The sequence below is a fragment of the Pantoea sp. UYEF8 genome (assembly GCF_040546285.1).
In the GTDB taxonomy this organism is placed as follows: domain Bacteria; phylum Pseudomonadota; class Gammaproteobacteria; order Enterobacterales; family Enterobacteriaceae; genus Pantoea; species Pantoea brenneri.
The window spans coordinates 587,721-607,867 of record NZ_JBEPNM010000002.1; the positions used below are offsets into that span (position 1 = coordinate 587,721).

General features: G+C 55.1%; 16 protein-coding genes and 1 pseudogene. 7 read left to right on the forward strand and 10 right to left on the reverse strand.

Translation table 11 applies throughout. The annotated features are described in order from the left end of the window. Positions 1-130: 130 nt before the first annotated feature. Complete coding sequence (locus ABIB18_RS06285; protein WP_354473828.1) at positions 131-1,282, forward strand: GGDEF domain-containing protein; 1,152 nt, start codon at positions 131-133, stop codon at positions 1,280-1,282. Here the strand turns inward: ABIB18_RS06285 and ychH are convergent. Beyond that, positions 1,279-1,554 (reverse strand): stress-induced protein YchH, encoded by a 276-nt coding sequence (gene ychH / locus ABIB18_RS06290; protein ID WP_031375314.1) that lies wholly within the window; start codon positions 1,552-1,554, stop codon positions 1,279-1,281. The two genes, ABIB18_RS06285 and ychH, sit on opposite strands and share 4 nt — an antisense overlap. Positions 1,555-1,815: 261 nt before the next feature. Between ychH and pth the strand changes: the two genes are divergently transcribed. Both pth and ychF read left to right on the forward strand, forming a co-directional pair. After that, positions 1,816-2,403, forward strand: coding sequence for an aminoacyl-tRNA hydrolase (gene pth / locus ABIB18_RS06295; RefSeq protein ID WP_031375313.1), 588 nt, complete (start codon positions 1,816-1,818; stop codon positions 2,401-2,403). 108 nt (positions 2,404-2,511) lie between these two features. Continuing rightward, positions 2,512-3,603, forward strand: coding sequence for a redox-regulated ATPase YchF (gene ychF / locus ABIB18_RS06300; RefSeq protein WP_031375312.1), 1,092 nt, complete (start codon positions 2,512-2,514; stop codon positions 3,601-3,603). Positions 3,604-3,883: 280 nt separating this feature from the next. Here ychF and ABIB18_RS06305 read toward each other — a convergent pair whose 3' ends face one another. Beyond that, entirely contained in the window at positions 3,884-4,510 is a 627-nt protein-coding gene (locus ABIB18_RS06305) for a hypothetical protein (protein ID WP_354473829.1), read from the reverse strand. Between the two features lie 392 nt (positions 4,511-4,902). Here ABIB18_RS06305 and ABIB18_RS23775 point away from each other — a divergent pair. The 3 genes and pseudogenes from ABIB18_RS23775 to ABIB18_RS06315 all read left to right on the forward strand — a co-directional run. Beyond that, positions 4,903-5,057: pseudogene (locus ABIB18_RS23775) on the forward strand (tyrosine-type recombinase/integrase); the annotation flags it as partial. A gap of 198 nt (positions 5,058-5,255) precedes the next feature. Then, the gene (locus ABIB18_RS06310) at positions 5,256-8,858 is read left to right on the forward strand and encodes an AAA domain-containing protein (protein ID WP_354473830.1); all 3,603 of its coding nucleotides are present in this window, start codon (positions 5,256-5,258) and stop codon (positions 8,856-8,858) included. A gap of 586 nt (positions 8,859-9,444) precedes the next feature. Further along, positions 9,445-9,633: a YjfB family protein gene (locus ABIB18_RS06315; protein ID WP_069728194.1), complete on the forward strand. Its 189-nt coding sequence runs from the start codon at positions 9,445-9,447 to the stop codon at positions 9,631-9,633. A gap of 222 nt (positions 9,634-9,855) precedes the next feature. Here ABIB18_RS06315 and ABIB18_RS06320 read toward each other — a convergent pair whose 3' ends face one another. The 8 genes from ABIB18_RS06320 to ABIB18_RS06355 form a co-directional block, all read right to left on the reverse strand. Continuing rightward, complete coding sequence (locus tag ABIB18_RS06320; protein ID WP_162836813.1) at positions 9,856-10,011, reverse strand: hypothetical protein; 156 nt, start codon at positions 10,009-10,011, stop codon at positions 9,856-9,858. Positions 10,012-10,129: 118 nt separating this feature from the next. Next, on the reverse strand, positions 10,130-11,242 hold the full coding sequence (locus ABIB18_RS06325) for a lactonase family protein (protein WP_354473831.1): 1,113 nt from the start codon (positions 11,240-11,242) through the stop codon (positions 10,130-10,132). Positions 11,243-11,443: 201 nt separating this feature from the next. Beyond that, positions 11,444-12,853, reverse strand: coding sequence for an EmmdR/YeeO family multidrug/toxin efflux MATE transporter (locus tag ABIB18_RS06330; RefSeq protein ID WP_031377882.1), 1,410 nt, complete (start codon positions 12,851-12,853; stop codon positions 11,444-11,446). A gap of 118 nt (positions 12,854-12,971) precedes the next feature. After that, the gene (locus ABIB18_RS06335; protein ID WP_354473833.1) at positions 12,972-13,721 is read right to left on the reverse strand and encodes an ABC transporter ATP-binding protein; all 750 of its coding nucleotides are present in this window, start codon (positions 13,719-13,721) and stop codon (positions 12,972-12,974) included. After that, on the reverse strand, positions 13,714-14,595 hold the full coding sequence (locus ABIB18_RS06340) for an ABC transporter ATP-binding protein (RefSeq protein ID WP_069728192.1): 882 nt from the start codon (positions 14,593-14,595) through the stop codon (positions 13,714-13,716). The genes ABIB18_RS06335 and ABIB18_RS06340 overlap by 8 nt, the downstream gene beginning before the upstream one ends. Then, entirely contained in the window at positions 14,588-15,871 is a 1,284-nt protein-coding gene (gene livM / locus ABIB18_RS06345) for a high-affinity branched-chain amino acid ABC transporter permease LivM (protein ID WP_354473834.1), read from the reverse strand. The genes ABIB18_RS06340 and livM overlap by 8 nt, the downstream gene beginning before the upstream one ends. Before the next feature lie 10 nt (positions 15,872-15,881). Beyond that, a complete protein-coding gene (locus ABIB18_RS06350) occupies positions 15,882-16,796 on the reverse strand; it encodes an ABC transporter permease subunit (RefSeq protein ID WP_046288247.1) in 915 nt (304 codons plus the stop codon). 136 nt (positions 16,797-16,932) lie between these two features. Then, positions 16,933-18,048 carry a branched-chain amino acid ABC transporter substrate-binding protein gene (locus tag ABIB18_RS06355; RefSeq protein ID WP_031375104.1) on the reverse strand — a complete coding sequence of 372 codons (1,116 nt, stop codon included), beginning with the start codon at positions 18,046-18,048 and terminating at the stop codon, positions 16,933-16,935. Positions 18,049-18,388: 340 nt separating this feature from the next. Between ABIB18_RS06355 and ABIB18_RS06360 the strand changes: the two genes are divergently transcribed. Next, complete coding sequence (locus tag ABIB18_RS06360) at positions 18,389-19,843, forward strand: AMP nucleosidase (RefSeq protein WP_069728190.1); 1,455 nt, start codon at positions 18,389-18,391, stop codon at positions 19,841-19,843. Positions 19,844-20,147 lie beyond the last annotated feature (304 nt).

A 20,147-nucleotide genomic window follows, 5' to 3' on the forward strand; every position in this document is an offset into this window, starting at 1 on the left:
GATAAATTTCCCCAAAATCGACTATTTTCAACGCCACCCACTCTTTTAGTAAAACGCCGCGTTCCGCACTTCTGCCCCAGACGCTTAAGTGATAATTTGCTGCGCACTTTTCATAACAATCCCAACCACCATGACTCTGGATATCTATACCTTATTTATTTGTGAGCTTTACGTGTTGGGATTTTTAAGCATCATCATGGTATTTGCCTGGATGGGATCGCAATACGATCGCGTGCTGGGTTTTACCTGTCTGTCGCTGATTTTCACCCTGGTGGCGGTATTTTTCAGCAGCCTGCGCAGCAGCGGCCTGCAGTTTTTGCCGGTTGCTGCCGGCAATGTACTGGTGATGCTGGCCTACGGCGGATTACTGAATGCTTTTCGATTATTTTGCGGCAAAAAGATCGGCACTGGCTGGCTACTCGGCGCTTTACTGTGGGCGATCCTCTGCTGTTTCCCGAGCTTCTATCACAGCTTGCCCAGGCGGGTACTGGTGCTGTGCATCGCCTGTATTGCCTACACTGCGGCGCTTATCCAGCTGTTATGGCTGGCGCGCGACGCGCTGAAAGTCACCTTCTGGCCCGCGCAGCTGCTGCTGTGGATCCATCTGCTGTTTCATTTGGTGCGCATCTGGCTGGACAATGCGATACCGACCCGGCTGCACGGTGCGATTGGCGGTTCAGGCTTTTCGGTGTTCGTGATTCTGGAGTCGATTCTGTTTGTCATCGGCCTGACCTTCACTATTCTGGCGATGGTCAATGAACGTACCCAGATTGCCTATAAATACGCATCGCTGCACGATCCGCTGACCAGCGTCTGGAACCGGCGGGCACTGTTTAGTGAGGCGGAAAAAATGGTGGTGCATTGCCGTCGTCATAACCGCCCTTTCAGCGCCGTGCTGTTCGATCTGGACCACTTCAAAACGATTAATGACCGGTTTGGCCATCATCAGGGCGACCTGGTTCTGATCGACTTTTGCCGCCTGGTCAGTGGATTGATGCCGCCTGAGGGACGTTTTGCCCGGCTGGGCGGAGAGGAGTTTGCCGCGATTGTTGCGCTCGGTGAGCAGGATGCGCAAGCGTGGTGTGAAGCGATCCGCATGGCGGTCTGTCAGTCACAGCCCAGTGCTGTTGGCTACACGGTCAGCATTGGATTTACTACTGCCAGCCACCGCCATCAGAACTTCGAGGATTTACTGGCGCTGGCAGATGAGGCGCTTTATCGCGCCAAAGCCAGCGGCAGAAACCGCACGGAACAGCAGCCGGTACCGGCGCTGATCATTTAGTGGTGGGTGTGATGCGACCGGCGGCAGCGTTTGTCGTAATGACGCAGCCAGTAATAACGGTCTTCCACTTTTTCTCGCCCGCTAACGCGTGCACCCACTAACCACAGCAGCGCGCCAATAAAAATGCTGAACATCGCGCCGTGCGCCAGAAACTGTGGCAGATGAAGCGAAGGCAGCTGATTAATAATGGAATAGCCGACGCCCAGCACCATGGTGAGTAATCCCAGTACCATCAAACTATTACCCGCTACGCGACAATGTTGATGTTTCATCCTGCACCTCCATCCTTATGAGCCAATGTAAAACCGCACACAATGTTAAGTTGCCATAAGTTTAGGCAATGGCTGACGGCGACGTTGCGGGACGGATCACACAACCGGTATAAACTTCAGGCTGGATCTGTGGGCAGCTTGTTGATTTAGATGAAAAATGATTAATCACCGGCCTGAATCAATTTAGCCCTATGCGCTTTGTCATCTCGCCTGAGGCGAAGTAAACTAACGCCCTTTGGCAATAACAGCAGGATATTCATTGTGAGCAGCATTAAACTGATTGTGGGCCTTGCCAATCCAGGCGCTGAATATGCCGCCACGCGCCACAATGCCGGTGCCTGGTATCTGGATTTACTGGCCGAGCGCCACAATCAGTCACTGAAAGAAGAAGGCAAATTCTTCGGCTATACCGCCCGACTGGCGATCGCCGGAGAAGATGTGCGCTTGCTGGTGCCGACCACCTTTATGAACCTGAGCGGTAAAGCAGTGGCCGCAATGGCGACCTTCTATCGCATTGCGCCGGAAGAGATTCTGGTGGCGCACGATGAACTCGATTTGCCGCCGGGCGTGGCGAAGTTTAAGCAAGGCGGCGGACACGGTGGCCACAACGGGCTGAAGGACATCATCAGTAAACTGGGCAACAACAACAATTTTCACCGTCTGCGCATCGGAATCGGCCATCCTGGCGATCGCAATAAGGTGACCGGTTTTGTGCTGGGTAAACCGCCCGCCAGCGAGCAGAAGCTGATTGATGATGCCATTGATGAAGCGGCGCGCTGCACTGAACTGTGGCTGAAAGAGGATCGCATCAAGGCGATGAACCGGCTGCACGCTTTCAAGCCTGCTTAATCGCCCGAATCGTCGCGATTCTGTGTATAATGCGCGAAATTTTTCATTTCGTCTCCGACAGTCCGCCGCCGGGCGAGCTGTCCATCCAGTTATAAAGGGTATCAAACCATGGGATTCAAATGCGGTATCGTGGGCCTGCCGAACGTCGGTAAATCCACTCTGTTCAACGCGCTGACTAAAGCGGGTATCGAAGCGGCTAACTTCCCCTTCTGCACCATTGAGCCCAACACTGGCGTGGTGCCGATGCCTGACCTGCGTCTCGACCAGCTGTCTGAGATTGTTAAACCGCAGCGCGTGGTGCCGACTACCATGGAATTTGTCGACATCGCCGGTCTGGTAAAGGGCGCGTCAAAAGGTGAAGGTCTGGGTAACCAGTTCCTGACCAACATCCGTGAAACCGAAGCGATCGGCCATGTGGTCCGCTGCTTTGAGAACGACAACATCATTCACGTTGCGGGCAAAGTTAACCCGGCTGAAGATATTGACGTGATCAACACCGAACTGGCGCTGTCCGATCTCGATACCTGTGAGCGTGCGATTCAGCGCGTGCAGAAGAAAGCCAAAGGCGGCGATAAAGACGCTAAAGCCGAGCTGGCCGCGCTGGAGAAGTGCCTGCCGCATCTGTCTGAAGCCGGTATGCTGCGTTCGCTGGATCTGGATGCTGATGAGAAAGCGGCGATTCGCTATCTGAGCTTCCTGACGCTGAAGCCGACCATGTACATCGCCAACGTCAATGAAGACGGTTTTGAGAACAACCCATATCTGGATCAGGTGCGTGCCATTGCCGAAGCAGAAGGTTCCGTGGTGGTACCCGTGTGCGCCGCCGTTGAATCAGATATCGCTGAGCTGGAAGATGAAGATCGTGACGAGTTCATGGCGGAACTGGGACTGGAAGAGCCGGGCCTGAACCGCGTGATCCGTGCCGGTTACTCCCTGCTGAACCTGCAGACCTACTTCACCGCAGGCGTAAAAGAAGTGCGTGCCTGGACCATCCCGGTTGGCGCGACTGCTCCACAGGCAGCCGGTAAGATTCATACCGACTTCGAGAAAGGCTTTATCCGCGCCCAGACTATCGCCTTTGAAGACTTTATCGCCTACAAAGGTGAGCAAGGTGCGAAAGAAGCCGGCAAGATGCGTTCAGAAGGGAAAGAGTACATCGTGAAAGATGGCGATGTGATGAACTTCCTGTTTAACGTCTGATTTGCTTGCCTCATGAGATTTTACTTAATCTCATGACACCTGAATAACATATAAAACCCACGCAATTGCGTGGGTTTTTTCATTTCATGGCTTATCAAACAATATCGTGAGAATGCAGTTAAAATTGAGTACAAAGATGATAACGTCTCTTTTCCGTCTTCAAGTAAACTTATTATGATTAAGGTATAAGAAAGGGAGGATGGAAAAGTTTATCTCCCTGCTATTCCCTGATGTAATAATACCCGCTTCTTAAATCCTCCCGCCTATAAATCGCTGTCCCCTAAGCCACGTCCCGCATCCTTTTCAAAAAATCCTCAATCGCCGCCTCAATAACAGGCACACTCAGCGCCTCTGCATCAACAACCATCCGTAACCCATGCCCATAAGCGAAGCCCGGCAGCAACTGATAACCACAACACACTTCTGGCGGTTCATCTTGCGCTATTTCCCGCTCACGCTTCTCAATAAACTGCCAAAACGTTAGCCCGCCAAAAATCGCATAGGCCTGTTTTCCCTGGTGCACCAAGGTATGGCTAACGATTTTGCCTTTGCTATTCACATTGGGGGTTGTTTCATATCGCACCTCTTCTTCCTGTTGCTGCTGACTGAGCATCGCCCAGGCTTCATTGAATGCGCGATGATGCACCGCATCCTGAAACATCAACTTAGCCGTGATGATTTCAGCATTCCAGAGATCGGCAGGATCGCGGCCGACAAAATAGATATCACTCCATGCCCAAATAGAGTCGGGGTTATCCTGGTAGTGTTGGATATCGCAATCATCATAGAACATTCCGCCACAGCGATGACGTTCTCGATAGATACGGTTTTTAAGCTCGATGACTTTTTTACGGCGCTGACGACGAGAAAGGGAAATGAAGGGACGATGTTTGTTGAAAGGCGACATGGAAACTCCTTAACCGGCAACGCTAATGCGGCTGGAAGCAGTCCAGCCGCATAGACTAGCAAAAGCCGGGCTTGAGGAACAAGTGGTGAGGAACAGAAAATATTAACTGCGCGCCACCACATTACCTGATTAGCATGCGGTGAGACAAAGTCACGGCTGCATCGGTCGCTGCAGACTCGTAAGATCGTCTACGGCAGTTTACTGCCAAAAGCGGAAGTTGCTCATTCAGTCATCGTGATAATGCAGCTACAAGTGCAGCTAAAATTGAGTACAAAGATGATTACGACTCTTTTCTGTCTTCATTAAAATTTATTACTATTAGGGTATAACAAATATACCAAGGCACTTATGTTCAACGCCGCGCGGCAACACCTGAATAAAAGCTTTAATGGCTCAATAATTTCAATAACCTTTATCCCGAAGTAAAACCCAATAGCAGAAAGACGTGGCGTGATCGATTTTAGCTCAACGGTAAAACAGATCTGTTGCGTTGGGTGAGTATACAGCGGTAAAGCTCGCCGAGAGGCGATGGAAAAGTTCACGTTCAGTCAGAGATGCGAAATTTGACCAGCCCGGGCAGGCAAACCTGAACGGGATGTTATCTTTCAGCTGTCCTCCAGCAGCCTGAACAGCGCCTTTCTTATAGAGATATTTTCAAGTTAGCAGTTTGTATCATCCCTGTAGGCGTATGCTATTCTGGCTGTCCCATTCCGATGTCACGGACCGATACGGTGCAGCTAACATAATGAACGACACCTCTAAAAACATCCTTTCTGCATGGCAAGACTATTTACGACTTGGCGGTGCAGAAAAAAGCAAGATTCCCGCTAGCCAGGTGCACGAATATCAACAAATCATGTTGAGCGAAACGAACTGCTCAGAAAATCAAAATGGCGTAATGCTGACGATCCCCGCAGAGATGAGGCAAAACTGGCTCAAACGCTTCGTTAAGCATGACGAGGGGGGCAAGATAACCCATATTGAACGCGTCAATTTGCTTTTCCCGGTGATCCGTTGTGTAGAAAAAGAACGCGGCAAAACTAACGCAAAATACCTCCCGCTGTTCTCGTTTCCGCTTCCCAAATCATTTTTTGAAAGTGAGAGTTCGTCTTTATCGATTCCGGTTAAAGATGGGCAACTGGTTAGCGCCTTTCCTTTTGCGTTTCGTGAATTGTTTGGTATTCAGCTGGATGAACTAGGCGAAAACCGACACATGATGAGCATTGTCAGCGCGCTGACAGGTTGCAAGTATGAAACGTTCATTGACGCTTTTATGGCTCTTCAGGTCTGGATCAGCGAGCGACCAAACCGCCAGCAACGCGTGCTGGAAACTGCCTTTAACGCCCTTGTCGCTCCACTTCATAATGAAGATTACAACCTCAAGCGAGACGAGGAAGATTTTGCCTGGCTTAGCGATCATGCTGGCGACGATTTTTCTTTACTGGAGCGCTACCTTAATCATGTTCACGATGAGGAGAATGCACCAGATGTCTATGATGTCGTCACCAGCGGTTTATTCGAATCACAATACCCACTTGGCCATGGGCAGATGATGGCAATCCAGGCCATCAATCAGGATGAACGTCTTATTGCCGTTCAGGGCGCGCCAGGGACCGGGAAAACAACCTTATTTAAATCACTGATTGCTCAACAACTGGTTTCCCGGGCGCTGGCGATTGCAGATGGAAACGATCAGAATCTCGGTATGCTGGTCACCTCTACCGCCATCAAGGCTGTAGAAAACATCATTGATGATCTACGCGGCGATCCCGTAACCCAGGATCTGGACTGGCTCTGGTTCCATAGCGGTTCGAACGAGCAGGTACAGCGGGAGCTTACGCGTGCAGAACGCCTTATAAGCCAATGGCGGCAGCAAAGCTACGATGAGCAGGTTCAGAAAAATTACTTAGCCATTCTGCTTAACCATCGCAGCACGCTGGATTCATGCTATCGAGCCTATCTGCGCAGCAACGCTGCTGCGCTACAGGCCATCACCGACTGCGCGCTGGGTACCACAAACGCTGACGCGCTTACCCCGCTTTTGCTGGACAAACTTCCTCCTCTCGCCGCTGATGCGCAGAGGCTGGGTATTGAAATTTCATTGCATAGCCCTGACGCACTGAACAAGCTGGCTCACCTTATTACGCTACGTCTGCAGGAAATTCGCGAGATAAAAGCGCAGCGTCAGCAGGCAACACGTCTTCATCAGACCTTAAAAGCCACGTGGCCCCACCAGCAAGAGCTGGAGCAGATACTGAGCTGGATAGATTCTCCCCTGCGTCCGGCACTGGAAAAGCATTACCGCGACTATCCGCGCAAAGGTTTAATGCGGCACTTCGCCCGCTTCTTTGAGGGCAGATATACAGCACGATTAGCGCAAATGAATCAGGCAGTCCCGGAAGACTTTCACTCTTTTGGACTTTCTTCTCTCACTCATCCACAACGGGCAGCACTCGCAGATGCCGGTGAGTTACTGGCACAACAAACGGATAATCTGGCCCTTCTGCAACAACTACTGCATGACGAACCTGACGCTGAACAGGAAACCGGACTTGAAACTCTCGCGGCTGAGATCTCAGGGTGTCAGGCACAATGGCAACAGGTCCTTCACGCGCAACAGGTTATGGCGCAGCACCAGCGACAGTATCCGGAGGGGAACTGGTGTGACATTTTGCGTCAGCGTTTTATCCGTGAACATCGGCAAATGTTTGAAGCCGCTATCGGTTATCTGTGGCAGGAGCAACTCAAGCGGAAAAGTGAACTTGAAGAGGTGTTGACCCACTGGCGCGCACTGCTTAGCGGTCAACAAAGCGCGGGCTATTATCGCTGGCTCGATAAACTGGATGACTTCTATCGAGCCCTCTCTCTGGTATATCCGGTCATGGCCACCACGCTGGTCTCTGCCTGGAAAGTTGCCGGCTATCGCAAACTCAGTGAACTTAAAGGCCACAAACCCTGGCATCTGGCCCTGTGTGATGAAGCAGGAATGATATCGCTGGAGTCGCTGGTGCCTTTGCTCAGCCGTAGCGAAAAAGCGATGATCGTTGGCGATCCGCTACAAATAGAGCCAATCCGCAACTTATCAGAGAACATTCAATTGCAGCTTCGGCAACAGCACTTTGCCGGTGATAATTCACTCTACGAACGAGTCTCCCCTGCGACCGTGACTGGCTGGCACCGTGCGGCAGGTACGCTGTCAGGCAGAGGTGAGGACACCGGCAACGGCATCATTCTTGATGAACATCGTCGCTGCCAGAAACCTATCGCTGACCTCTTTATCAGGCTGGCGGGCTATCACGGCGTCAGCGTGGAAACCGCCCCTCCTTCTGAACGCATCGCCAGCGCCTTTGAGAAATCTGGCGGCCACCCTCTCATGTTCTATAGCGTCGAAGGGCAAAAAGGGGACATGGTTAACACCAACCTCAATGAAGTTGATGCTATTGAGCAACTGCTGAATAAGCTGGAAGAAGCGGGATACAATCTCTCTGCCGATATAGGTATTGTGACTCCCTACGCTAACCAAAAGTCATTACTGATTAAACGTCTTGCCGAACGCATGGGCCACTGGGAAAAAAACTGTATCGGTACCGTACATCAATTTCAGGGTGTGGGTTTTGAAGTGATTATTTATAGCCCGGTTATTTTCCATCCTCTTGATAACCCAGGTTTTCAGAACAACAAACCAAATATGCTGAATGTCGTCGTTTCCCGCGCGAAGCAACAATTTATCGTGGTCGGCAACTTTCATCGATTACGGCAGGCCGGTGGCTATCTGAAAGTGCTTGCCGACCGTGTTGCTGAAGATTTTCTGCTTGAACAGGGTAGCCAGCATCCGGATTTTGCCAACCTGAGTCAGACACCCCGATTGAATCGTTATTATCGTGATTGTGAACATATTGCCGCGTTTAGTGCCCTGGCAGCACAGAGTGAACAAGAGATGATTATCATAACCCCGTGGATCCGTCGTGGGGGCAAGCGATATCAGCGACCAGAGCTGGCACAGCTGGTGGCAACGCAGCAACGGGGGGTCAAGGTGAAAGTCTACTACGGCTATTATCACCAGCGCCTCGAACGTCCTGATGATAATGACGAAACGCTGGTTGCTGAATACCGGGAACAGCTTGGCCGGGACAATGTCATACGCTTGCCTGAAGGAACACACGAAAAAGTGCTGATGATCGACGGCCGCTATATTGTGCTGGGTAGCTGGAACTGGCTCTCACACGGTTATCATGATGGCTGTGAGCGTAGCGAGCAGTTCAGTAACGCTATTCGCCATGAAATCAGCGCGGAGCTGGATGATTCGGCGCTGGTGTGTGAGCTCAGGGAGCGGTTAAAAATCGGGTGATATCTATAATAAAATCAGAAACTTACGCACCCTCATCTGTAACAGAAAAGCCTGCTCCCGAGCAGGCTTTTTACTTCAGCGTTCTGATACCACGATACGACTACCCAAGCATCAGGGCTCAATATCGCATTTAGCCTGGCCAAAACCTGATTGACCATTATTTCAGAGATACACTCCGGCCTTTAATGCAATGACTCTGGGTGAGTGCCCGTGAATAACACCCTGTTGTTTTGATGCATATACTTTCCGGCGAAACGGTACAACCCGCGATATCATCAATCTTTCCGCTGTGGGTAACGGGAGCAATAACCGGTAGCCGGGTGAACGGGTTCAGTTGCAGAAGTGGCAGCATCTCAACACCTCTTCGCTGCAGTTAACCAGCGGATTCAACCTTTATGCTCGTTGTTTAGATACTTCAATTTCATAACGGCGACTTGCCAGCAAGTAACCCCTTCCGTTTGCCTCCTTTCACCCGGCCCGCCCCCCCTCTCCGGTTCAGGTTTTCTCCGCCGTTGCCGATAATGCTGTCAGGCTCTGTCGATGAGCCGTGACCCGTTCCCTCATGTTTTCACAACAGGAGTGCAAGATGGATGTATCGCAAATTACCTCGCTGGCTAGCGGTCTCGCCAGCATGGATCTGCACAGTCAGGTGAACACCGTATTACTGAAGAAGACGCTGGATAATCAACAGGCAGCCGCAGCCAGCATTCTCCAGGCCATCCCCGCGTTACCGGCGAATCCGGCAATTGGCCGCAACATTAATACCACGGCCTGATAGCTCAGAGGCAGGCGTGGCGTCTCTGTTTTGGCACTGCGCTTGTCCTCTTTTATTCTATCCCGGCCCACCGCTTGTGGCACCGGTTCCGCCGCGACGGGTTTTTCACGTTTCCCGACACCGGCCTTCAGGCGCAAAATTTTTGATAAAAGTGAAAGCCGCAAATAACAAAAAGGCCCGCGCAGAATGGCGGGCCTTTAGGCGATTAAAGTACAACAGGGATTATTTTTCATGGTAGCGATGCAGCGCCGGATAATATTCCATGCCGTAAAGCTGGCTGAGGGGAAACAGCAATTCAATGTTGATATCGCGTTCCGCCGCAACCGGCGCCGATCCGCTCAGCAGTTGTTCAAACCAGGCTTTCAGTTTCTGTTTCATGGTATGCGCTCCGTCAGGGTTGATGAGACGAGTAAACCCGCTCTGGCGCGTAAACTGAACCAAAAATTTCTGCGATGCTATGCCAGAAATTAACTATACCTTCCGCCCGGCCGTCGCTTTAGCCGGCAATTAAGGTGACCCAGTTAGCCCCTTTGCCGACGGGCGCTTCCGCCACCCGCCTGAGTTCGCCAGTGGCCGCATCGATGGCATAACTGCCGATCACCGCACTCTTCTCGCCGCTGGCAATCAGCCATTTTCCGCTGGCATCAATCGCAATACTGCGTGGCTGCTTTTCAACCCGCCAGCTGCCGATCAGCGTCAGTGCCCCGGACGCCGGATCGACCTGATAGCCGCTCACCGTGCTGGAAGTCCGCTCGGTGACATACAGAAACCGGCCGTCGGGCGTGATTTTAATGTCCGCTGCCCAGATGCGCGGCGTCGGATCGCTGTAGCCCGCCGGACGCTGTTCACCATGCTGCAGGCCATATTTCCCGGCAACCGCATTCGGCCAGCGCTTCAGCTCACTCAGTGATCCATCGGCCGCGCGCCTGTACTGGGTAATGGTGCCGCTCATCTCAGCCAGGTTATACAGGAAGCGGTTATCCGGGGAGATCACCGAATGGCGCGCGCCGCTGTTTTTCTCGCCCTGAACATAGCCGGTACCGATTGGGGTGATAGCGCCATTGTCTGCGAAGCGATATTGCAGCACCCGATCGGCGCCGAGGTTACCGACGTAAAGCGAATGGTTGCTGACATCGGTGATCACCGAATGGGCATGCGGTCCGGTGTTAACCCGGCCGATCACCTGCGGTGTCACCACGCCCTGCGCATCGATTCGGTTGCTGGTAACGATATCACTGTCATACGAGGCGGCGAGCAGGTAGTGCCCGCTTTTGTCGGTGGTGATCCACGGAAAACTGGCTTCAACCGGCGTTACCGCCAGCCGCTGCAGGTCGCCCTGCCGTGACATCACCCGCCAGCTGATGATCGAATAAGGCGGGCTGCGCAGCGCGCCATACAGCCGCTTGCCATCCGGGCTGGCAGCCAGCGGCATAATCTTTTTACCGGCTGGCGTATCGCCGCGCCACTGCAGGCTGCCGGTGGTGTCGTTGAGGTGATAGCGGGAAACGGTGCCGGAGTCGGCGTTCGAAACATAAACATAGCTTGTCGCCCACAGCGGACTACTGCACAGCAGCGGCAGCAAGGCCAGCGCCGGTTTGAGACGGATCATAGGGTCACCTTTAGCATCGTTATTATTATCTGCTTCAGTCGGCAGGAGAGTAACGCTAACGGCGGAAATGCCGGCTGGCTTTGTGCAATTGACTGAAGATTGACTCAGAAGCCTGGAGATGTGACGGGGATGGGGTTTTTGACGATGGGGCAGCTCGCCGTAACGCCTTCCCCGGCTCAAGGGAAGGCGTTATCGGCTGCACTATCCTGATTTGGCGATCATCCGGCGGTAGTTATTCAGCCATTTGCCGCTGTTGAGTCGCCACCAGAAAAAGACGCCGCGTACCGTCCAGTCGAGAAACATCCCCAGCCAGACACCGATGACGCCCATTCCCAGCTCAATGCCGAGCAGATAACCGGCCACCACGCGCGCGCCCCACATGCTGAACATCGAAACGTACATGGTGTAGCGTGCATCGCGCGCGCCCTTCAGACCGGCAGGCAGCACCCACGAGGCGGCCCACAGCGGCATAAACAGCGCGTTAAGCCAGATCAGCTGTTTCGTGACGTTAATCACTTCCGGATCGCTGGTGTAAAAGCGCGCCAGCAAACCGGCCAGCGGCACCGTCAGCAACGCCATCGCGGTCAGACAAATCGTCGCCAGCCAGAACACGTGCCGCACCTGCCGCTCCGCCTGAAACACCTGATTCTTACCCAGTCGGGTGCCGGTAATGATGGTCGACGACGAACCGAGCGCATTGCCCGGCAGGTTAATCAGTGAGGCGATGGAAAAGGCGATGAAGTTACCGGCGATCTCACTGGTACCCATTCCGGCGACGAACACCTGGGTCAGCAATTTCCCGCCGTTGAACAGCACCGACTCGATACTGGCAGGCACGCCGATGCCCAGTACCTCCATCAGAATGCTGCTGTTCCAGCGCCGGAAATAGCTCGACAGGGTAATCTTCAGCGAGGCGTTGAAGCCAATCATCAGCACGTAGATCACCGCAATCGCCCCGATATAGCGGGTGATGGTCAGCCCCAGTCCGGCCCCGATAAAGCCTAAGCCATCCCAGGAGAAGCAGCCGTAAATCAACACGCTACTGATGATGATGTTGAGGATGTTCATCCCGCCGTTAATCAGCATCGGAATTTTGGTATTGCCTGCACCCCGCAGCGCGCCGCTGCCGATCAGGGTGATGGCCGCCGCCGGATAGCTCCAGGCCGAGGTCTGCAGATAGCTCAGCGCCAGCTCTTTCACTTTGGGATCGGCGGCACCGGCTATCGCATCGATGATCAGATGCCCCCAGAACTCGATAGCGATGACCAGCACAAACGACAGCACCGTCATCATCCCCAGCGACTGTCGCGTGGCGGCACGGGCGCGTTTGCCGTTGCGTTTTGCCAGGCTGAACGCCACCACCACCGTGGTGCCGAGGTCGATGGCGGCAAAAAAGGAGATGATCACCATATTGAAGCTGTCTGCCAGGCCTACGCCCGCCATCGCCTCTTTCCCCAGCCAGCTGACCAGGAAGGTGCTCAACACGCCCATCAGTAACACACAGGCGTTCTCGAAAAAGATAGGCACTGCTAATGGCGATATCTCACGCCAGTAGAGCGTGCGGTAAGCGCGACGTTTCGGATACCACGCCGTGCGCTTGATCGCCTGCATCACTGCTACGCCGGGATTTTGCAAAGGATTACCAAATCAGAAGAGTCAGGACAGGAGATCTAATGATGATAGTGGGCAGAGAAATATGCAAAGTCTTTCCTGCCCAAATTAATCATCGTTACAAACTTTTTATTCCGCCGACGGCAGGCGCTGCTGCGCCGCCCAGATAAGCACTACGAACCTCTTCATTGTTCAGCAGTTCTGCCCCGCTGCCGCTTAAGCGAATTTCGCCATTCACCATCACATAACCGCGATTGGCCAGCTTCAGCGCATGGCGCGCATTCTGCTCCACCAGAAACAGCGTCATCCCCTGCGCCGTCAGCTCGCGCAGAATAGTGAAGATTTGCTTAACCACAATCGGCGCCAGGCCGAGGCTGGGTTCGTCCAGCAGCAGTAGCGCTGGCCGGCTCATCAGCGCGCGGGCAATCGCCAGCATCTGCTGCTCACCGCCGGAGAGCGTCATCGCACGCTGCCGACGCCGCTCCAGCAGGCGCGGAAACAGGCTGTACATCCGCGCCAGATCCTCTTTCTGATAACGATTGCCGATGGCAATGGTGCCCATCTGCAAATTCTCCTCCACGGTCATGTCGGCGAAGATACGGCGTCCCTCCGGTGCCTGAGCGATGCCACTGGCTGCAATAAAATGGGTCGACTTCTGGCTGATCGGCTGACCGTGAAAATAGATTTCCCCGCTGGCGATGCGCGGCTGCCCAAAAATCGACATCAGCAGGCTCGATTTACCCGCGCCGTTGGCGCCAATCAGCGCCACTGTCTCACCCGCATTGACCGTCAGCGAGACGCTTTTCAGCGCCTGTAACGGGCCATAAAACAGATCGACTGCCTCGAACTGCAACAGCGGCTCAGCCATGGTTTTGCTCCTCCTCGTCATCGCTGCCGAGATACGCAGCAATCACCCGTGGATCGTGGCGAATTTGCTGCGGCGTGCCCTCGGCAATAACTTCGCCGTGGTCCAGCACCACAATGTGATCGGAGATACTCATCACCATCGGCATATCGTGCTCAATCAGCAGTACGCTGATGCGGTGATCGGCGCGCAGACGATGCAGAATGGCACTGAGCGCCTCGGTTTCCACCGGATTCAGCCCGGCTGCGGGCTCATCCAGACAGATCAATTCCGGCTGGGTACACATGGCTCGCGCAATTTCCAGTCGCCGCTGCTGGCCGTAAGAGAGCGTCCCGGCCAGCCGGTTGGCGCTGGTCGCCAGGTCCACCGTTTCCAGCCAGTAGAAAGCGCGATCGAGCGCGCGGTTTTCCGCTGCCCGGTAGCTGCGGGTATTGAACACCCCCGCCAGCAGGTTACGGTTCACCAGCATGTGCTGCGCCACCAGCAGGTTCTCAATCACCGACATCTCACGAAACAGCCGGATATTCTGGAAGGTGCGCGCCAGTCCGGCACGGTTAACCAGGTGCGCACCGCCAAACATTTTGTACCAGAGGCGGGACCCGAGCTGAGCCGGATTAAGCCAGTCAGCGGCGTGAATTTTTTCGCCCAGCACCTGAATCACATCGGTCGACCGCTGGTTGGCGTTGAGCTGTATTCGCCCCCCGCTGGCGCGATAAAAGCCGGTCAGACAGTTAAACACGGTAGTTTTACCGGCACCGTTCGGCCCGATTAAGGCGGTGACCGATCCGCGTTCAACCTTAAGGCTGACCTCGTTTAGCGCCCGGATACCGCCGAAGCGCATCATCAGCTTTTCGACCTGCAAAATGGCATCACTCATGGCGGGCTCCCTGACGCAGCGGGACACCGACCCGGCTGGTGCGCACCAGTCCACGCGGTCGCCAGATCATCATCAGCACCATCAGCATGCCAAACAGCAGCACGCGATATTCGGCAAAACTGCGCAGCAGTTCCGGTGCCACGGTCAGCACAAAGGCCGCCAGTACCACCCCCAGCGTCGATCCCATGCCACCCAGCACCACAATCGCCAGGATCAGCGCGGACTCAAAGAAGGTGAACGAAGTAGGATTGACGAATCCCTGATAGCTGGCGAAGAAGACGCCGGCGATACCGGCCGTCGATGCCCCCAGCATAAAGGCCGACAGCTTGACCAGCACGTGATTCAGCCCCATCGCCCGACAGGCGATCTCATCTTCACGTAACGCTTCCCAGGCCCGGCCGATCGGCATACGCGTCAGGCGATGCTTGATATACAGCACCAGCAGCACCACCAATACCAGCACCGTGTAGATGAAGATAAACTTCATGTTGGGGTTATAGCTAAGGTGGAAAAACTCGTGGAACGGCACGCCGCCTTCGCGCGCACGGCGGCCAAACTCCAGCCCGAGAAAGATCGGTGCCGGCACCGATACGCCATTCGGTCCACCAGTAAACGACAGCCAGTTATTCAGCACCAGCCGGATAATCTCGCCAAAGCCAAGCGTCACAATGGCCAGGTAGTCGCCGTGCATTCGCAGTACCGGAAATCCCAGCAGCGCCCCGGCACAGGCCGCCATCAGCGCCGCAATCGGCAGCATGCTCCAGAATCCCAGTCCAAGATATTGATAGCCTAACGCCAGGCCATAAGCACCGATGGCATAAAACGCCACGTAACCCAGGTCCAGCAATCCGGCCAGTCCGACCACGATGTTCAGCCCGAGGCCGAGCAGCACATAAATCAGCCCGAGTATGGCCACCGTCAGCAGATATTTGGTTGAAAACAGCGGGAACAGACAGGCGGCGATCAGCAGCAGCGGGAGGATCCAGCGCAGCCGGGAGCGATAACCGGGTTCACGCACGTACACCCCGCCACCTTCGCCGTCAAACTTGCGCAGCAGTGCTTTACCACTGCGGGTTTGCAGAAACAGGCTGAACAGCAGGCGACCCGCCATCACAATGCCCACCAGCACCGCCACCCGCAGCGGTTGTATGCGGAACTGGTAGCCCTCCAGCACAATGCCAACGATCGGGCCAAATACCACCAGTGCGATTAACCCGGCCAGCACCGTTTCCCGCAGCGCCTCGGCCACATTCACTCCCTGATTGGTTTGATTCATCTCAGCGTCCTCACACTTTTGCCACCAGCGGGCGACCCAGTAATCCCTGCGGGCGGAAGATTAAGATCACCACCAGTAACGCGAAGGAGAACACATCTTTGTAATCGGAATTCACCAGCCCGGCGAACTGCGCCTCCGCCACGCCGAGCAGCAGGCCGCCCAGCATCGCGCCCGGCAGCGAACCGATACCACCCAGCACCGCCGCGGTGAACGCTTTGATGCCAATAATGAATCCGGCGTAAAAATCGAAGGTGCCGTAGTTCATCGTCACCAGCACGCCGGCCAGACCGGCCATCGACGCGCCAATCATAAACACCAGGGAAATAACCCGATCGGTATTAATCCCGAGGATCGCCGCCATCCGCCGATCCTGCTGCACCGCCCGACAAATGCGTCCCAGCCGGGTGTACTGGATAATCCAGGTCAGCAGCGCCATGCCGCAGGCCGCCGCCAGCAGGATGAATACTTTGGTCCAGGTAATCTGCACCACGCCGCTTGCCAGCTCCAGCCGCAATACGCCGCTCAGCAGCGTGGGCACGCCCTGCTGGTTGGGCCCCTGGCTGAGCTGCACATAGTTTTGCAGAATCAGTGACATGCCGATGGCGGAGATCAGCGGCGCCAGCCGGGTGGAGTTGCGCAGCGGACGATAGGCGATGCGCTCAATGGTCCAGCCATAAACGGCGGTAATAACGATGGTGAACAGCAGCGTTCCGAAGATCAGCAGTGGAAAAGAGTGAATACCGAACGCGGAGAGCAGCGCCAGACCGATGGCGCACAGATAGGCGGACAGCATATAGACCTCGCCGTGGGCGAAGTTGATCATGCCGATAATGCCGTAAACCATGGTATAGCCAATGGCGATCAGGCCGTAAACTGCACCCAGCGTCAGGCCATTCACCATTTGCTGTAAAAAGAAGGCATCCATAGCAAAAGTCTCACTGCGGGAGCCCGTCGCACCGGCTCCGGAAAAGGTATGCCTGAGTGACGCGTTGCCGCGTCCCCCGGCTGTCGCCCGACTGTTTCAGGCTGTAATCGCGGGGGATTACAGCCTGGCGGTTTACTCAGAGCTGATGATATTTTCCTTTGTCATCCCACTGATACACCACGTAGTCAGAGACTTTTAAATCCCCTTTGCTATCCCAGGACTTTTTGCCCATCACGGTATCAACGCTATTGGCTTTGAGCCATTCGCTGGCTTTTTCGTTATCCTTGCCGGCGCCTTTGTAGGCAGCGGCAATCGCCTGAATCGAGGCATAGGCGTAAAGGGTATAGCCTTCAGGTTCGAAGCCGCCGGCACGGAATTTTTCAATCACCGCTTTACCATCGGCAATCTGGCGTGGATCGTTGCCAAAGGTCATATAAACCCCTTTGGTGTATTGCGGCCCGCCAGCGGCGGTCACCATCTCTTCGGTCACGATGCAGTCACCGGAGAAGAAGTCCGCTTTCACTCCCTGCTCACGCATCTGACGCACCAGCGGCCCCGCTTCCGGGTGGCAACCGCCGAAGTAGACCACGTCGGGTTTTAACTGGCCGATTTTGGTCACCAGCGCGTTAAAATCTTTCTCGCCGCGCGATAAACCTTCATACATCGCCTCCTTGACGCCGCGTTTCTCCAGTGCGGCTTTGGTGGCATCTGCCAGCCCCTGGCCGTAGGTATCTTTGTCGTGGATCACCACGACTTTCTTCGCCTTCAGTTTGTCGAGGATGAAATCCGCGGCAATCGCACCCTGCTGGTCATCACGTCCACACATGCGGAACAGAGTTTTCATGCCCCGCTCGGTAATTTTAGGATTGGTGGAGCCTGGCGTAATCGCCAGTACGCCTGCTTCGTCATACACCTCTGAGGCAGGCATAGTGGAGGAAGAACAGAAGTGACCGACCACCGCATTCACTTTGTCCTGATCCACCAGTCGGTTCGCGACTGACACCGCCTGCTTCGGTTCACAGGCATCATCACCCTGAACCAGCACAATTTTCTCGCCGTTAATGCCGCCCGCCGCGTTGATATCCGCCGCAGCCTGCGAGGCACCTTTCCAGTACTGCGCACCATAGGTGGCATTCGGACCGGAGAAAGGTCCGGCGACGCCAATTTTAATATCGGCGTGTGCCGATAACGCGGTCATTAAACATCCGGCCATGACGAGCTTGATAGGGAACTTGATCACTTTCACAGACATGCGGTCATCCTCAACAGGGTTAAGAGCCAATGCCAATCAGGAGAAATCAGTTTCTGAACAGAGAGTGGAGAGTGGTATTACCGGGTGCGGCCAGCCGCGCCACGGAAGATTTAAGCAATAATCTCGCCATAAAACCTGCGGCTGTGAAAATAATCCGCACGGCGGGTGAAGGCGACCTGCCACGTTAGTGAGGGTCACCGATCACTAACAATAGAGCGACGCGGCCAACACACCAGCACCAGGTTGGTGCAAAATGCGGTCGATCACAGATTCTTCACCAATCTCTGCAACAAACCCGCTAAGCTTGGGCAAAACGCGGTAACAAATGGAAGGAGAAACCATGCCGACACAACGGAAAAACCTGACCAGCCAGCAAGCGCTGGATGAACTTGAGCGCCTGTATGAGGGCGCGGTCGATGCGCTGCGCACGGCAATCAAAGCCTTCACCGAGGATGGCTCGCTGCCGGAGGCGGCCGAACGCGCACAGGGATTGTTTGTTTACCCTGAGTTGCGTATTAGCTGGCACGGCGAAGGGCCTCAGCAGAACCGCACCCGTGCATGGGGACGTTTTACCCACACCGGCAGCTACAGCACTACCATTACCCGCCCTGCGCTGCTGCGGCACTATATTGCTGAACAACTGGCGATGCTGGAGAAAGAGTATCGGCTGGAGATCGAAGTCGGGCCTTCCAGCCAGGAGATCCCCTATCCTTACGTGATTGACGGTTCCGATCTGTCGCTGGATCGCACCATGAGCGCCGGTATCGCCCGTCACTTCCCGACCACCGAACTGTCGCAGATTGGCGATGAGACCGCTGATGGCCTGTTCCATGCCGATGCCCGCTTTCCACTGTCGCACTTCGACGCGCTGAGAACCGACTTCTCACTGGCCCGTCTGCGTCACTACACCGGCACTGCCGTCGATCATTTCCAGCCGTTTGTGCTGTTCACCAACTACACCCGGTATGTTGACGAGTTCGTGCGCTGGGCGATTGAGCAGGTACGCGATCCCAACACGCCGTATGACAGCCTGGCCTGCGCCGGTGACGTGGTGCTGACGGCCGATACCGCCAACAGCGAGTCGATGCTTTCCGACCTCGCCTGGAAGAAGCATCAGATGCCCGCCTGGCATCTCACCTCGCCTGACCGCCGCGGCATTACGCTGATCAATATCGGCGTCGGCCCGTCGAATGCCAAAACCATCTGCGATCATCTGGCGGTGATGCGCCCGCACGCCTGGCTGATGATTGGTCACTGTGGTGGCTTGCGCGAGAGCCAGCGGATTGGTGACTATGTGCTGGCGCACGCTTATCTGCGCGACGATCACGTTCTCGACAGCGTGCTGCCGCCGGATATCCCGGTGCCGAGCATTGCGGAAGTGCAGCGCGCCTTGTATGACGCCACCAAGACGGTGAGCGGCATGCCGGGTGAAGAGGTAAAACAGCGCCTGCGTACCGGCACCGTCGTCACCACCGACGACCGCAACTGGGAGTTGCGCTATTCAGCCTCGGCACTGCGCTTCAACCTGAGTCGCGCGGTGGCGGTCGATATGGAGAGCGCCACCATCGCGGCGCAGGGTTATCGCTTCCGCGTCCCTTACGGCACCCTGCTCTGCGTCTCGGATAAGCCACTGCACGGTGAGATTAAGCTGCCGGGCCAGGCGAACCGTTTCTATGAAGGGGCTATTTCGGAGCATCTGCAGATCGGTATTCACGCGGTTGAGTTGCTGCGTGCTGAAGGCGATAAGCTGCATTCGCGTAAATTGCGGACGTTTAATGAGCCGCCTTTCCGGTAGGGGTTTGAGGTTCGCTGCGCGAACGGGGCTGAGAGCAGATTTCGTTCGCTGGCCGATGAGGTTTGGGGGTTCGCTGCGCGAACGAGGCTGGGAAGGTTTCGTTCGCTGGCCGGTGAGGTTTTGGGGTTCGCTGCGCGAACGGGGGCTGAGAGGGTTTCGTTCGCCGGCTGGTGAGGTTTTGAGGTTCGCTGCGCGAACGGGGCTGAGAGGGTTTCGTTCGCTGGCCGGTGAGGTTTTGGGGTTCGCTGCGCGAACGGGGGCTGAGAGGGTTTCGTTCGCCGGCTGGTGAGGTTTTGAGGTTCGC

What these genes read in the sequence shown, in the direction of transcription:
- ABIB18_RS06330 (WP_031377882.1), bottom strand. Translation starts at nt 12,853, where the DNA reads ATGCAGGCGATCAAGCGCACGGCGTGGTATCCGAAACGTCGCGCTTAC.
- livM (WP_354473834.1), bottom strand. Translation starts at nt 15,871, where the DNA reads ATGAATCAAACCAATCAGGGAGTGAATGTGGCCGAGGCGCTGCGGGAA.
- ABIB18_RS06305 (WP_354473829.1), bottom strand. Translation starts at nt 4,510, where the DNA reads ATGTCGCCTTTCAACAAACATCGTCCCTTCATTTCCCTTTCTCGTCGT.
- ABIB18_RS06355 (WP_031375104.1), bottom strand. Translation starts at nt 18,048, where the DNA reads ATGTCTGTGAAAGTGATCAAGTTCCCTATCAAGCTCGTCATGGCCGGA.
- ABIB18_RS06360 (WP_069728190.1), top strand. Translation starts at nt 18,389, where the DNA reads ATGCCGACACAACGGAAAAACCTGACCAGCCAGCAAGCGCTGGATGAA.
- ABIB18_RS06315 (WP_069728194.1), top strand. Translation starts at nt 9,445, where the DNA reads ATGGATGTATCGCAAATTACCTCGCTGGCTAGCGGTCTCGCCAGCATG.
- ABIB18_RS06350 (WP_046288247.1), bottom strand. Translation starts at nt 16,796, where the DNA reads ATGGATGCCTTCTTTTTACAGCAAATGGTGAATGGCCTGACGCTGGGT.
- ABIB18_RS06340 (WP_069728192.1), bottom strand. Translation starts at nt 14,595, where the DNA reads ATGAGTGATGCCATTTTGCAGGTCGAAAAGCTGATGATGCGCTTCGGC.
- ABIB18_RS06335 (WP_354473833.1), bottom strand. Translation starts at nt 13,721, where the DNA reads ATGGCTGAGCCGCTGTTGCAGTTCGAGGCAGTCGATCTGTTTTATGGC.
- ABIB18_RS06320 (WP_162836813.1), bottom strand. Translation starts at nt 10,011, where the DNA reads ATGAAACAGAAACTGAAAGCCTGGTTTGAACAACTGCTGAGCGGATCG.
- ABIB18_RS06325 (WP_354473831.1), bottom strand. Translation starts at nt 11,242, where the DNA reads ATGATCCGTCTCAAACCGGCGCTGGCCTTGCTGCCGCTGCTGTGCAGT.
- ABIB18_RS06310 (WP_354473830.1), top strand. Translation starts at nt 5,256, where the DNA reads ATGAACGACACCTCTAAAAACATCCTTTCTGCATGGCAAGACTATTTA.
- ychF (WP_031375312.1), top strand. Translation starts at nt 2,512, where the DNA reads ATGGGATTCAAATGCGGTATCGTGGGCCTGCCGAACGTCGGTAAATCC.
- ychH (WP_031375314.1), bottom strand. Translation starts at nt 1,554, where the DNA reads ATGAAACATCAACATTGTCGCGTAGCGGGTAATAGTTTGATGGTACTG.
- ABIB18_RS06285 (WP_354473828.1), top strand. Translation starts at nt 131, where the DNA reads ATGACTCTGGATATCTATACCTTATTTATTTGTGAGCTTTACGTGTTG.